Here is a 14,655-nt window from a genome sequence, read left to right on the forward strand (position 1 = left end):
GGATCGTGATGCCGGCTGACGGCGGATTGGAAGCAGAGAGATTTGCCGTGTTCGGCTTGGAGCGGGTGACGTCCGGTGAGATCGAACTGCATGGCGCGGTGGTTCGAGCGCCAGTGCCGCACAGCATGTTGCGTGCCGGACTTTGTTACTACCCGGCCGATCGCGGCGCCGAGGGACTGGCGCTTGGCCGGCCAGGCCGCGAGAATGTGACCATGGCCGCGCTCGACGATCCGAGACTGTCCCAGGGCGGACTGCTGAAATCGTGGCGCGAGCGCCGGGCAATAGCCGCGCCGTTGAAGACCCTGGGTCTGCGAGCGCGCAGGAGAACACCGACGAATAGTGGCCCACCTTGGCGATCTGGATGAGGCGCAGCGTCTCGAGCCGGACGAACTCTGCCCTGTCGCGCAACAGGGCGATCCGCTCCGCGTCGGGGGGGCAGGGCGTTGTTTGAAGGAGTGGGCGGGTTGGCCATTGGGCTTCACTCTCGGGATCTTTTTTCTCGACAACTTATAAGTTATAAGATATGCCTCGCCGAAGCAACCGCCTATCTGGTCGCAAGGAGAATTTTGATGAACAACGAATTGCGCGTGCTGGACATGGCCAGGCACTTTCATTCCCAAACGGATCCACGCCTGCATGAGGATCATGGTCCGTTGACGATCGTGGCCGGCGAAGGCGCGACCGTCACGGATGACGCGGGCAACCGCTATATCGAGGGCATGGGCGGACTCTGGTGTGCCTCGCTCGGCTTCAGCGACAGCCGGCTGGCCGCCGCGGCTGACCGCCAGATGCGCAAGCTCGCCGTCTACCACACCTTCAATCACCGCTCGAATGAGCCCACCGTCGAACTCGTCGAACAGCTTACCGCGTTGGCGCCGTTCGACAACGCGCGCGTTTTTCTGGTCGGCTCCGGTTCGGAAGCCAATGACACGATGGTCAAGCTCGCCTGGTATTACCAGGCCGCGCGGGGACGTCCGGAGAAACGCAAGATCATCAGCAGGTTTGGCGCCTTCCACGGCAGTACGATCATGGGCGCGGCGCTGAGTGGACTGCCGCACATGCACAAGTCCTTCAACCTGCCGCCGCTTCCCGTCATATTCGCCGCGCGGCCGTTCCACTATCTCGACGGTCTGCCGGGCGAGGCGGAGCATGACTACGCCACGCGCCTGGCCCAGGAACTCGAGGCCCTGATCCTGGCGGAGGGGCCAGAGACGATTGCCGCGATGATCGCAGAGCCAGTCATGGGCGCCGGCGGCGTGCTGGTACCGCCGGAGAATTATTTTCCAAAGGTTCAGGCGGTGCTGCGCAAATACGACATCCTGATGCTGTCCGACGAGGTGGTCTGCGGTTTCGGACGCACCGGAAATTGGTTCGGCAGCCAGACTTTTGGCATGGAACCGGACATGCTGTCGGTCGCCAAGGGGCTTTCATCCGGTCATCTGCCCATTGGCGGCGTCATTATCTCCGACAAGGTCTACCAGTGCGTCGCCGACGAGGCCCACAAGGTCGGCGTGTTCGGCCACGGTTTCACCTATTCCGGCCATCCGGTGACAGCCGCCGTCGCCGCCGAGGCGATCAGGATCTACCGCGAGATCGATCTCGTGAGCCAGGCGCGCCGTCTCGGCGATTATCTGCATGCAGCGCTCGCGGACGCGCTCAACGACCATACACTGGTCGGCGAGGTCCGCGGCCGCGGTTTTATAGCGGGGATCCAGATCGTCGAGGATCGCGCCACCCGTCGCGCCTTTGCGCCGGAGCTGCGAATTGGCACCGATGTCGAGCGGCGGTGCCGCGAGCACGGAGTCATGATCCGCAACATGGGCGACGTGCTGGCAATCTGCCCCCCCTACATAATCACCGAAAGAGAGATCGACGCGTTAGTCGACGGCATTCGTTCGGCACTCGACGGCGCCGCTGCTGGCAATTCCCGGGTCGGTCATGTGGCATGAGTCGCGTTTGCCAAGCACATCATCGCGATCTCGCCAAAGCGCGATCGGCGACGACGCCGGCTGCTCCGTTGCCGGTTTCTTCCGCTGGCTGAAAGCGTCAGCTACACGGCCCTTTGGATCATGCGATTGCCGATCGCGCCTTCGCCCGGGGCGGAAGGACGACGTTGCGCCTGGTACCTGTGTTTGATTTGTTCGGATGAAATGTCCCCTTTAGGCAGGCGCTCGTACTCTAATCTCGGGAATCGACCAGGCGGCCTTCTCGGTTGTCGTGCGGCGCTGCACTGAGTTGATCCCTTCAACACGCGGCGGATGCAAGAACGGATCGGAAGTCGTAGTTATAAACATAGGCGCAAGCCTATGCGTCATCGCCTACGCTGCCTGTCCGGTCAAAACGGGTGCGTTCCAGCAGTTTTTGAAGTTCATCCCTTAGCATTACTCGATAACACCCTTGAAGATTGCGTATCGCGTCACTGTTGTGGTCGATTGTCCCCCCCGGGGCCATCTCGCTGCTAGATGACCATAATACAAAGACTGCATTTGACGCATCCGACCAGTAATTGGATCGTGTCGCGCCAAGTGATTTAGCTCGGCGGAAACGATCGGTCGGAGCAATGAGCAGGGCGGCGGACGCAGACGAGGATTCAATTTCGCCAGCGACGTTTGCGCCGCTCAGGAATCCGACGTTTCGCTCGATCTGGTTGGCCTCTCAAGTCTCCTCCCTCGGCTGGCTGATGCAGACTGTTGCCATCAGCTGGCTGATGGCAACGATTTCGTCTTCCGATCTGATGGTTGCGCTGGTGCAGGCTTCATCGAACCTGCCCGCTTTCATTTTGTCCGTCTTCGCCGGGGTTCTCGCTGACAATTACAGTCGGCGCCGGGTCATGATCGCCGGCCGCTGCCTTATGGTGATAGCCTCTGCGATGCTCACTGCTTGCGCGTCAGGCGTTTCCCTTCCGTCTTGTGCTTCACGATGAACCGGCCATCCCGGGTCCGCCCGCAGTAGTGGGTGAAGCCCAGAAAGGCGAAGGTCTCGGGTCGCCGCTCGCCACGCCGCTGTCGTGAAAGGGCCGCGAACCGCCCAAACTCGATCAACCGCGTCTTGTCCTCGTGGAGAGTCAGGCCAAAGCCGGCCAGCCGCGCCTTGAGGGCCAACAGCATCTCCTCTGCATCGGCCTTCTTCTCAAAGCCCATGACGAAGTCGTCAGCGTAACGCACGATCACAACGCGACCGTATGCATGGCGACGACGCCATTGGTGGGCCCAAAGATCGAGGATGTAGTGCAGGAAGATATTGGCGAGGAGCGGGCTGATGCCCGCCCCTTGCGGGGTACCCCTGTCCGTCTCTTGCTTCTCGCCGCTCTCAAGGACGCCAGCCCGCAACCACAGCCCAATGAGCCGTAGGATACGAGGATCAGCGATCCTGTGCGCCACCATCCGCAGCAGCCACTCGTGGTCGACCGAGTCGAAGAAGCTGCGAATGTCGGCATCGAGCACCCAGTTCACACGTTGGCTCATGATCGCTGTATGCAGGGCATCAAGCGCCATGTGGGGGCTCCGCCCCGGCCGAAACCCGTAGGAGAACCCCAGGAAGTCGACCTCGTAGACAGCACTCAGCACCTCGGCCACCGCGCTTTGGACGATCTTGTCTTCCAGCGCCGGCACCCCGAGAGGCCGTTTACCGCCATCGGCTTTGGGAATGTAGACCCGCCGCACCGGCTGTGGCCGGTAGCGATCGGTGTGGACCGGTTCCCAGAGATCACGGATGTTATCCGTCAGCCCCTCTTCGTACTTAGCCACGGTCATCCCATCGACCCCAGCACTCGCCTGTCGCTTCTGTCGCCGAAACGCCCGGTAAAGGGCTTCTTCGTCGACGTGATGCAGCAGGGCCGTGAACCGGGTTTGGGCAGCCTGCTTGGCCGCCGCGTTCACCCGCTCAAGGTTCAGCGGCAAGGCAACCCGGCTCTGTGTCCGGACCTTGGCTTCCTCGCGCAGGCTCCCCTCAGGCTGGTCCCTTCCCTCCACTCGCCTCGTTTCCTTCGACGGCTTCACGGGTACTATGAACCAGTCCGACTCCCGACCTCAGCTCGGACGGCAGCTCTGGCAGTACCTTGCTGCTGTCCCCCGCTGGAGACCAATCCAGCGGACCCGGTCGGGCCTCTCATGTTCCGATGATTACCTTCCATGCGTGATCCGGCCATCGACCCCGACGGAGCGGCAACGTCTCGCGTAACGACGATGCTCATATTGCCTTCGTGACTAGGGAACACACTCGGCCTCCGCGAACATCCACCTTTCGAGGCTCATTCCCGCACCCCGCATGGCTCCTGTCTACACTTCAGACCCCGCGTTGCCGCGACGCCCGCAAGACTCGGTCCCGGCTTGCCCGCTACGGCTTTGGCCGGATGGGACTTGCACCCACAAGCAATTATCAGCTTGGCATGACGTACTCCCACCGCGTGGTGTAGGTCGGGCGGCAGCGAAGCCGCTCGCGAGCGCGCCGTTACTAGCGCGGTAGCGAGCGAGCGGCGTAGCGGCGGTCATCGATGTTCTTCGGTAGGGTTGGGTTGCTGACACAACCTGATTCGAGGAACCACCGATGACCAACGACATGATGAACCTGCGCACGCTCGTAGAGAAGACCCCCGATACCGATATCCTGCGCGAGATGATCGGCTTTGCCGCCGAGCGGCTGATGGAGCTGGAGGTGGGCGCCGCCACCGGCGCGGCCCATGGCGAGAAGAACCCACTGCGGCTTGTCCAGCGCAACGGCTACCGCGACAGAGACTGGGAGACGCGGGCCGGCACCGTCGAGCTGCGCATCCCCAAGCTCAGGAAGGGCTCTTACTTCCCGAGCTTCCTTGAGCCGCGGCGCATGGCCGAGAAGGCGCTGATCGCCGTCATCCAGGAGGCCTACGTCCAGGGTATTTCGACGCGCTCGGTCGACGACCTGGTCAAGGCGATGGGCATGAGCGGCGTCTCCAAGAGCCAGGTCAGCCGGCTGTGCGAGGAGATCGACGGCAAGGTGAAGGCCTTCCTCGACAGGCCCATCGAGGGCGACTGGCCCTATCTGTGGATCGATGCCACCTACCTGAAGGTGCGCCGCGGCGGCCGCATCGTCTCGGTCGCCGTCATCATCGCCGTCGGTGTCAATGCAGACGGCCGGCGCGAAGTGCTGGGCATGGAGGTCGGCACGTCTGAGGCCGAGCCGATCTGGACGGAGTTTTTGCGCAAGCTGACCCGCCGCGGCCTGCGCGGCGTCAAGCTCGTCGTTTCCGATGCCCATGAAGGCATCAAGGCGGCCGTCACCAAGGTGCTGTGCGCGACATGGCAGCGCTGCCGGGTCCATTTCATGAGGAACGTGCTGGCGCATGCCGGCAAGAGCGGCCGCCGCGTCGCCTCGGCCTTCATCGCCACCGCCTTCGCCCAGGAGACGGCCGAGGCCGCCAGCACCCAATGGCGCGCCGTTGCCGACCAGATCCGGCCGAAGGTGCCCAAGCTCGCCACCATCATGGACGACGCCGAGCGCGACGTGCTTGCCTACATGACCTTCCCCAAGGAGCACCGTGCCAAGCTGCATAGCACCAACCCGATCGAGCGCCTCAACGGCGAGGTCAAGCGCAGGACCGAGGTGGTCGGCATCTTCCCCGATGACGATGCCATAGTCCGTCTCGTCGGCGCCCTCCTGCTCGAACAGAATGATGAATGGGCCGTGCAGCGGGCGCGCTACATGACCCTTGAGACCATCAGCCAGATGAGCGATGATCCGCTCATCAGCCTGCCGGCAGTGGCGCGCTGATCAGTCCGGCCCTTGCCGGAGAGCACGGCGACCAATGCCGTTACCTACACCACGCCATGGTGCACGATCCAGGCGGTAGCACTTACATTCTGAACTTGGAAAACAAGATCATCGAGCGAAACGTCGGATTCCTGAGCGGCGCAAACGTCGCTGGCGAAATTGAATCCTCGTCTGCGTCCGCCGCCCTGCTCATTGCTCCGACCGATCGTTTCCGCCGAGCTAAATCACTTGGCGCGACACGATCCAATTACTGGTCGGCATGCGTCAAATGCAGTTTTTATATCGCCGTGCCTTAGCTACATCTCGCCGCTAGATGACGACAATATAAAAACTGCATTTGACGCAAACCGCTAAGACGGATCGTCTGACGGAAACAAAGACGCGGAGCAGCGACAGCTTCGAACTTCGGTCCGGTGCGTACCGTTTGCGCAATCGAACCGTCAACATGACATTTCATTGAGGTGAGATATGACGACGGTATCCTCAGCGATTCCTGTGACGGGCGTCCCTTTCCCGAGATCAGAATACGAGCGGAGGCAGCTTAAGGTGTTGGAGGCCATGGTCAGCGCGAGGCTCGACGCACTTGTGGTAAGTGCGCATGGCCATCTTCGGTATCTTAGCGGATATGATGGAAGTGGCGGATACTTCGCGCCGTTTCCACTGATTTTGGTGCCGGGTCGGCCGCCGACATATGTCGTTCGAGAATACGATGAGCACGCAGTTCGTGCCTATAGTTGCATTGACGAAATCGTTACATATACCCATCAGCCCGATTTCGGGACGGTTTGCGCCGACGTCCTTCGACGGTATGGGCTGCAGAGCAAGCGGGTCGGATTTGAGCTTGGTTGCTGGAACCTCGCACCGGCCGATGTCAGTGCGCTTCAGGTGCAGCTTCCCGATTTGAAGATCGCGGATGCGACTCGGCTGGTTTCCTCGGTGGCCGCGGTGAAGAGCGAGCTGGAACTCCAGTGCATGCGCGACGCGATGCGCATGACCGACTTGGCATTGAGAACCTTCCAGAGCTCCCTGCGGGTAGGTGTTACCGAATTGGAAATGGCGGGGACCATGGCGGCGGCGATCCAAGCTGATGCCGGCAACGTTGGCGGAGAAGTCGGAATGGCTCCGCCTACGATTCTGTTCGGGGAGCGGACGAAGTTGCCGCATGGTCCCCCAACGCATCATCCAATCAATAATAACGAGCCAGCCTTTTTAGAAGTCGGCGCATCGAAGCACGGGTACACAGTTGGAATGGTCCGGTGCGCCGTGCTTGGCCGACATCCGGAGACCGAATCCCTGCACGAGCTGGCCGAGGAGGTCATCGAAACACTCGTTGCGGCGATCAAGCCGGGTACGACCGCGGCGGCGGTGGACGCTGCGGGTCACGAGGTGCTGAAGAGATCTGAGCGGCAAGGAGTCTTTCGCCAACGAACCGGATACCAAACCGGAATGAATTGGACTGAACGCGGTGACCTGAGCTTAGAGCCAGGCGTTGAGGATGTCCTTCAGGCCGGCATGACATTGCACATGCCAAATATATTGCGCAGCGAAAACGGCTACCTATTTGGCGCCGGCGCCCACGTCCTGGTGACAGAGCGTGGTGGGGAAGTACTGAGCCGCACACCGCACACGCTCTATCGTGCATGACACCTAAGCAAGTCGTGTCGCGATGAAGCACTGCCTACCACTTTGCTGCCGGACAGGCCTGAAGCGTGCCGTCGATTGCGAGTTCGATCAGGAGGCCCGCTGGTTCGGCATCCTCGGGCCTGTTCGAACATGGTTTGAACGAGCTGCCTGCAGCTAACCCGTCTTATGCACGACGATGGGGCTTTGAGGCTGGCGGATGTAGCTTAAGCGATTGATTTGGCGTAGGATTCGGGTCCTGGTGACAGAGCGTGGTGGGGAAGTACTGAGCCGCACACCGCACACGCTCTATCGTGCATGACACCTAAGCAAGTCGTGTCGCGATGAAGCACTGCCTACCACTTTGCTGCCGGAACAGGCCTGAGAGCGTGCCGTCGATTGCGAGTTCGATCAGGAGGCCCGCTGGTTCGGCATCCTCGGGCCTGTTCGAACATGGTTTGAACGAGCTGCCTGCAGCTAACCCGTCTTATGCACGACGATGGGGCTTTGAGGCTGGCGGATGTAGCTTAAGCGATTGATTTGGCGTAGGATTCGGTTGCTTAGGCCAACCCTTCCACCGCATCTCGCGAGCCACACCCGCCATGACCGTGGATACGTTGCTGCCGCTGTCTTTTCCAGCCGTCGGACGCAAGAAGGTCACAGCTGCGTTTGACGGCGGACGCATCACCTCGGATGGCGGCGTCATGCTTTTGGCCGCGGCCGAGCGACGCCTGCAACTGGCCGACAGGCTGGCCGCTGCGATCCACGATCCGCGCGATCCAGCGCGCGTGACGCACGCTATGGCCGACATCCTGCGTGCCCGCATCTTTGCCATCGCCTGCGGCTACGAGGATGCCAACGATCTCGACCGGCTGCGCACCGATCCGGCCTTCAAGCTCGCCTGCGGGCGGCTGCCCGACAGCGGGATTGATCTGTGCTCGCAGCCGACCTGTTCGCGGCTGGAGAACCTGCCCGACCTCAGGACCGTCATCCGGCTCGGCTGGGTGCTGGTCGATCTGTGGCTGTCGAGCTATGCCGCGCCGCCGAAAAGCGTCACGCTCGACATCGATGATACGCTGGATGTCGTTCACGGCCATCAGCAGCTCTCGCTCTTCAACGCCCACTACGACGAGCGTTGCTTCCTGCCGATCCACATCTACGACGCCGCGACAGGACGTCCGGTCGCGATGATCCTGCGTCCTGGCAAGACCCCGACGGGCAAGGAGATCCGCGGCCATCTGCGCCGTCTCGTGCGCCGCATCCGCGCGCGCTGGCCGACCACCCGCATCCTGATCCGTGGCGACAGCCATTACGGCCGGGCGCAAGTCATGGCCTGGTGCGAGAACAATGCGATCGACTACCTCTTCGGCCTACCCGGCAACAAGGTTCTGCAGCGGCTCGTCGACGAGAGCGCCGACGACATCCGCACCCGCCGCGCGCTCGAGCGCAAGTCTGTGCTGCGCGGCTATGCCGAGACCCGCTACAAAAAGTCCTGGAAGGCCGAACGCCGCACCTGCGCTCGCATCGAGGCAACCACCCTCGGCCTCGACATCCGCTTCGTCGTCACCAATCTCGACAAAGGCTCCGCCGAGCACATCTACGACGTGATCTACTGCGCCCGCGGCCAGGCCGAAAACCTGATACGCTGCGGCTCAGGCTGCTCAAGCTCGGCGCCCGCGTCATCGAAACCGTCTCGCGCATCCGCCTGGCCTTCGCCGCCGCCTGTCCCGAGGCAAGTCTGTTCCGGGCGATCGCCAGGCAATCTGCTACCGGCAGGACCATGACCGCCGGGGCAGCGGGCCCCGCCGAACCACACAGCTTCCACCCTCCAGCGCGTTCACAAGTCCAGACACAGCCGCGGTGAAAAAGACGCCGAGCCGCCCACCTGTCCGCCGCTCAGCGGCAAACAAACCCAGATCCGTCATGAATAAGACGGGCTAACCGCGATCATCCTAACGCCATCGAAATGGTTCGCATTATGCGTAAGCAACAGGCGAGGTTGGCCTTCATTGCCGCGTGATTGGCATCGTGTCAGATTTATTGCGCCAGCGCGTTCATCACTCCGACGATCCCAACGCACGTGCGTCTACTCTTCACCAGCAAGCGCGGGGCCGTGTGGGCGGGCAAGCGCGCTGGTGGTCCTAGTGGAAGGGAGGCCCTTATTTCCACGGTTCCAGTTCTTTCTTGGGAACGTCGGAGCAGCGGCAGTTTAGCATAGCAGGCGCTGGCCATCTGAAAACGCGATGGCACCGTCCGGGACATTATATTGGCGAATTGACGATAGGTTGGCGCATACTTGCAGAGCGAACAAACGCAAACCTGCGCCAAGGTCGCGCGAATACTCAAAATTAGGCTGAACAATGAGCGAAGCACATCTTACGTTTGATCTCGATACGCCCGGCGTGAGCAGGGGGCATCTGGTCGTCCCAGGAGGTGCCGACCATGGGGAGCTTTCGCTCCCGGTCTTCAGTCTCAATAAAGGAGAGGGACCGCGTCTTCTTGTCACCGGTGGAAATCATGGCAACGAATTGGAGGGGCCAATTGTCGCGCGACGGCTTATTAAGTGGCTGCCAGACGCGCAAGCCTGTGGAAGGGTCATCGTCCTACCGGTGCTCAATCCATTGGCCGTGCAAGCCTGGAGCCGCAATACTCCGCTCGACGGGTTGAATCTCAATCGCGTCTTTCCAGGCCGCGCCGACGGGTCAGTGACCGAACGAATCGCGGATGCGGTTTCGCGCGTATTGTTGCCAATGGCCGACACCGTATTTGATCTGCACAGCTTCGGACCAACGTGGGAGTTTCCACCGGCGGCCACGACGCACCCCATTGCCGATCCCGATCTCATGGCCAGGACGGTGAGAATGGCGGAAGCGTTCAAATTGCCCTTGACGTTGGTGTGGCAACACAACGACACGGCTGGAATGTTTGATATTACGGCCCAAAACCAGGGTAAGGTATTTGTTTGCACTGAATTCGGTGGCGGCACGGTCGGCGCGGACAATCTCGCGATCTACGAGGCTGGAGTGCGCAACGCGCTCATCGCGCTCGGGCTGGTCGAGGGAAAAGCCGAGTATCCAACTTTCCGTCAACAGAAGTTCGGCCAAACGCTCGAAACGCGTCCATCCGATGAGCTGAAATCGCCTGCGCCGGGCATCTTCGAACCTCTCTGCTCGGTGCTGGACGAAGTGAAGCAGGGAGATCTCATAGGTATCCTGCATTCGATAGATTCGCTGGCCGCTGAGTCCATCGATATCCGCGCGCCTGAAACGTCCATTGTCTTGGCCATAGCATCGGGGGCGCATGTCGACGCCAACGAAGAAGTAGCGCTCGTTGCGCGACCGCTCAAACTCTGAGTGTCGGATACGCATTGAACTCCTAAACTGCATCAGCAGGAAGAGGAGATAAGATGCCGGTGCCTCTTAGATTAGTGAGCTGGAAGAAGCCCCACTGTGCGCGACGAAGTCTGCTTCGTCGGCGCAACAAACCTCTCGACGACGGCGCGCTATACCCATGTGGCAACAGGCACGATTGCCAGGACGCAGAGCCCGCTCGACCGCTGACGCTGGAGGTGGTGTCGCCCGCCTGAGCCCAGCGATGCGCTCCGAGCTGGAGGTGGCGGATATCTTCCGTCGCCATGGTCATGCCTATCGTGTTGCCCATGACGGCCATCTCGACCGCGTCGAGCGTCGCGCCATGTCCGCGATCGAGCTCTGGCGGACTGAGGCGCTTGGCGGTCATGTCGAGGCCTGTGAGGACTGCGCGCGTGCCCGCGTCTCCTATGACTCCTGCCGCAACCGGCATTGTCCTAAGTGTCAGAACGCGACGCGCGAACGGTGGCTCGCCGACAGTCGGGCCGATCTGCTGCCGGTGCATTACTTCCACGTCGTGTTCACGGTGCCGGCCGAAGTCGCCGAGATCGCCTTTCACAATAAGGCAGTCGTCTATGCCATTCTGTTCGACGCCGTCGCCGCAACACTCAAGACCATCGCCGCCGATCCGCGGCCCTCGGCGGTAAGATCGGGTTCCTGGCCATTGTTCACACATGGGCCAGGCGCTCACCCATCATCCGCACATCCATTGCCTCGTCCCCGGCGGCGCCCTCTCTCCCGATGGGGCTGGTTCAGCTGCCGGCCACGCTTCTTCCTGCCCATCCATGTCCTCTCCCGCCTATTCCGGCGGCTGTTCCTCGAGCTGCTCCAGGCGGCCTATGGCCTATGCGGGTGGCGACTGCGCTTCTCCGGCACGCTCGACGGGCTCGGTCAGGCCCATGCCTTCATGGCCGCGATCCGGCAGCTTCGTCGCAAGAACGGGATCGTCTATGCCAAGCCGCCGTTCAGCTCGCCCGTGCAAGTCCTCGCCTATCTCGACCGCTATACCCACCGGCTATGGCTTCCTCGCCAATGGATGCCGCCGACCCGACTCGCCATCATCCGGCAACTCCTGGTGGCGATGAAGCTCGCTCCGACCGCCGCAGCCGGCGAGACCACCAAGCTGCTCCCGCGCTTTGACCCAACGGTCTGACCCTGCTGTGGCGGCATTCTGCGCATCACCGCAACGCTGGCGCGATGGCGCACTGGGCCGTCACGACCGCAGCCAGATACCTCATGACGACAGGATACCGCCCCAGCATCGAGGCATCAGCGTCGACGGACGCAATGACCCCCGCATCATTCCCTGTGACTACTCAGACAGCCATCTTGGTCCTAGATGAGGCCGATATACAAACTGCATTTGACGGAAGGCGCTGGACGATTGATTTTGATGAATGCGCAAAGTCGCCTCGCCAATAATTTGGGAACAATAGATGCACAGCGTTCAGACTTTCCGGGATTTGCAGGGTGAGGCAACCGAGTGGCGCCGCTACCTCCACCAGAATCCCGAGCTCGGTTATGGAGTACATAACACAGCTAGTTTCGTGGCCGAGAAACTAGCTTCATTCGGCATCAATCATATCGAAACGGGAATCGCGGAAACCGGTATTGTCGCAATCATTCAGGGCGAAGGCGGAGACGGACCGACGATCGGGCTGAGAGCCGACATGGACGCCCTGCCGATCCGAGAAGCCTCGAGCAAGCCCTGGTCTTCGCAAGTACCGGGCAAGATGCACGCGTGCGGCCATGACGGTCACACGGCCATGCTGCTAGGGGCGGCGAAATATTTGGCAAAGACGCGCAACTTCAAGGGCTCCGTGGCCCTGATCTTTCAGCCGGCGGAAGAAGATGGACTGGGCGGCCAAAGGATGGTCCAGGAAGGCATCATGGAGCGGTTCGAGATTTCCCAGGTTTTTGGGATGCACAACTCGCCGGGCCTAGAAGTTGGCAAGTTCGCGATTTGCGATGGCCCTACCGCTGCCGCTCTTGATGAGTTCGACATAGTCGTGAAGGGCAGGGGTGGGCACGCAGCCAGTCCGCATCAGACCATCGATCCAATCGTTATAGCCGCACAAATCGTCCTCGGCCTCCAGACTTTGATCTCGCGGGGCACGGACCCGCTCGAGTCCCTCGTTATTTCTGTCACCAAGCTAGAAGCCGGCACGGCATACAACATTATACCAGAATATGTTAGGATATCCGGGACCGTGCGGTCCCTCGCATCTGAGCTCAGGGAATATGCTGAACGACAGATCAGGAAATGCGCCGAAGGCATAGCGCAAGGATACGGCGCGGAAATCGAGTTTAAGCATCGGCGGCTCGAACCCTGCATGGTAAACCACACGGAAGCAACTAGTGTGGCGATAAAGGCGGCATGCGGTCTCGTCGGATCTGAGTCCGTTAACGATAGGCTGCGACCCAGCATGGGAGGTGAGGATTTCGCTTACATGCTTGAGGCGCGGCCCGGATCTTATATTGAGCTCGGCAATGGCCCGACCGCTGCATTGCACAACCCGGCGTATGACTTCAATGACGAAGCCCTGCCCTATGGCATCGGCTATTGGGTGAACCTGGTCGATACGACGCTGGCGGCCCGTGACTAAAGCCGTACGACTGAATTGCGAAACAAAAACGGAATCCTGTCCAGCGACGGGATATTGAGGAGGAACGAACAATGAGCATGTCAATAAACCGCAGACGTTTCATGCATGGAGCATCCGCTATCGCGGTAGGTGCGATGTCTTACCAGTCCCGCCGCGCTGCTGCTCAGTCCTCGGGCGAACTGAGCGTCGCTCTCAATGGTGGCGATTACGCAAAGGCGTGTATCGAAGCCTATGTAAAGCCTTTCGAAGCCGAGACGGGAATTAAAGTGACCCCGGTCGCTGAAGAGGTCCCCGCAGCCACGCTTGAGCTAATGGTGTCGACCAATAGCGTTTCGGTGGATGTGATCCCCGTGGACGCGGCCACAACTTTCAAAGCTCCTGAGAAGGGTCTCCTGGAGAAGATCGATTACTCAATCTACAAGAAGGATGAGTTGGATGCGATTGTAGAGTTCACCAGGACTCCGTATAGTGTTGGGTCGATCGTCTACGCGCTGTGTATGGTTTACAATACCGAGAAGTTCCCAACTGGCAAACCGCGGCCGGCCACTTGGGCAGAATTTTGGGATGTCAGCAAGTATCCCGGGGTTCGTGCGATGTCCTCGGGCGTGGACGGATCCGGCCCGTGGGAGGAAGCTCTGCTGGCGGATGGTGTGCCTGCTGATGCCCTCTATCCCTTGGATATCGACCGAGCTTTCGCGAGCTTGGACAAGATCAAGCCGCATATCCGCAAATGGTTTGTTACCGGGTCCGAGAACCAGCAATTGCTGCACGACAAGGTTGTCGACCTTGCGCAATCCTACGACGGCCGAGCGATTGCATTGATGGACCAAGGCGCGCCGATTGAGGCCAATCGAAACCAACAAAAAGTGACTTGGGAAAGCTGGGGTATCCCAAAGGGCACCAAAAATCTGCAGAACGCACAGAAATTCATTGAATTCATCACCCGCGCCGACAGGCAGGCTGCATTTGCAAAGCTCATTCCTTATGGCCCGGCGAACCGAAATGCCTATAAACTGCTGCCAGACGATGTCGGACGAAAATTCGCCAGCCACCCTGATTACCTGAAGTCTAGCATAGTGATGGACGCCAAGTGGTACGCTACGGCAGGATCAGACGGCGTGACAAACGTCGAGCGGCTTATCCAGCGTTGGAACGAGTGGATTCTTCAGTGATCACCGAGTGTTTGGGGAAGGCGGCCAGACGGTCGCCTTTCCTGACTGAGAAATGGCCTGACTGAGAAATGGATTGAGCCGCCTCGGCCAGCACCCTGCTATGTCGAAGCAATGTGCCAAGCAGCCGCTTTCGTGTCGCGTGTT

At 60.6% G+C, this 14,655-nt stretch carries 9 protein-coding genes and 2 pseudogenes; 10 read left to right on the forward strand and 1 reads right to left on the reverse strand.

Annotated features, from left to right (window positions below; genetic code table 11):
* The first annotated feature begins 8 nt into the window (after positions 1–8).
* The 3 genes and pseudogenes from NLY36_RS20995 to NLY36_RS21005 form a co-directional block, all read left to right on the forward strand.
* Positions 9–365, forward strand: a complete 357-nt coding sequence (locus NLY36_RS20995; RefSeq protein ID WP_286461363.1) for a hypothetical protein — start codon at positions 9–11, stop codon at positions 363–365.
* Between the two features lie 204 nt (positions 366–569).
* The gene (locus NLY36_RS21000) at positions 570–1,949 is read left to right on the forward strand and encodes an aminotransferase (protein WP_286461365.1); all 1,380 of its coding nucleotides are present in this window, start codon (positions 570–572) and stop codon (positions 1,947–1,949) included.
* A 611-nt stretch (positions 1,950–2,560) separates the two neighbouring features.
* Positions 2,561–2,884 (forward strand): annotated as a pseudogene (locus NLY36_RS21005) (MFS transporter); the annotation flags it as partial.
* Here the strand turns inward: NLY36_RS21005 and ltrA are convergent.
* Complete coding sequence (gene ltrA / locus NLY36_RS21010) at positions 2,874–3,752, reverse strand: group II intron reverse transcriptase/maturase (protein WP_286462591.1); 879 nt, start codon at positions 3,750–3,752, stop codon at positions 2,874–2,876. The pseudogene NLY36_RS21005 and the gene ltrA sit on opposite strands and share 11 nt — an antisense overlap.
* Positions 3,753–4,545: 793 nt before the next feature.
* Between ltrA and NLY36_RS21015 the strand changes: the two genes are divergently transcribed.
* The 7 genes and pseudogenes from NLY36_RS21015 (at position 4,546) to NLY36_RS21045 (ending at position 14,511) form a co-directional block, all read left to right on the forward strand.
* Entirely contained in the window at positions 4,546–5,745 is a 1,200-nt protein-coding gene (locus NLY36_RS21015) for an IS256 family transposase (RefSeq protein WP_023737058.1), read from the forward strand.
* Positions 5,746–6,213: 468 nt separating this feature from the next.
* Positions 6,214–7,389, forward strand: a complete 1,176-nt coding sequence (locus NLY36_RS21020) for a M24 family metallopeptidase (protein ID WP_023737056.1) — start codon at positions 6,214–6,216, stop codon at positions 7,387–7,389.
* Positions 7,390–7,967: 578 nt separating this feature from the next.
* A pseudogene (locus NLY36_RS21025) lies at positions 7,968–9,149 on the forward strand (IS1380 family transposase).
* Positions 9,150–9,725: 576 nt separating this feature from the next.
* Entirely contained in the window at positions 9,726–10,718 is a 993-nt protein-coding gene (locus NLY36_RS21030; protein WP_031249500.1) for a succinylglutamate desuccinylase/aspartoacylase family protein, read from the forward strand.
* Between the two features lie 241 nt (positions 10,719–10,959).
* Positions 10,960–11,886: an IS91 family transposase gene (locus tag NLY36_RS31785; protein WP_023737216.1), complete on the forward strand. Its 927-nt coding sequence runs from the start codon at positions 10,960–10,962 to the stop codon at positions 11,884–11,886.
* 283 nt (positions 11,887–12,169) lie between these two features.
* Entirely contained in the window at positions 12,170–13,339 is a 1,170-nt protein-coding gene (locus tag NLY36_RS21040; protein WP_023737217.1) for a M20 aminoacylase family protein, read from the forward strand.
* A gap of 71 nt (positions 13,340–13,410) precedes the next feature.
* Positions 13,411–14,511 (forward strand): ABC transporter substrate-binding protein, encoded by a 1,101-nt coding sequence (locus NLY36_RS21045; RefSeq protein WP_023737218.1) that lies wholly within the window; start codon positions 13,411–13,413, stop codon positions 14,509–14,511.
* The last annotated feature ends 144 nt before the right edge of the window (positions 14,512–14,655 follow it).

The sequence above is a fragment of the Mesorhizobium sp. C399B genome, from assembly GCF_030323185.1.
In the GTDB taxonomy this organism is placed as follows: Bacteria; Pseudomonadota; Alphaproteobacteria; order Rhizobiales; family Rhizobiaceae; genus Mesorhizobium.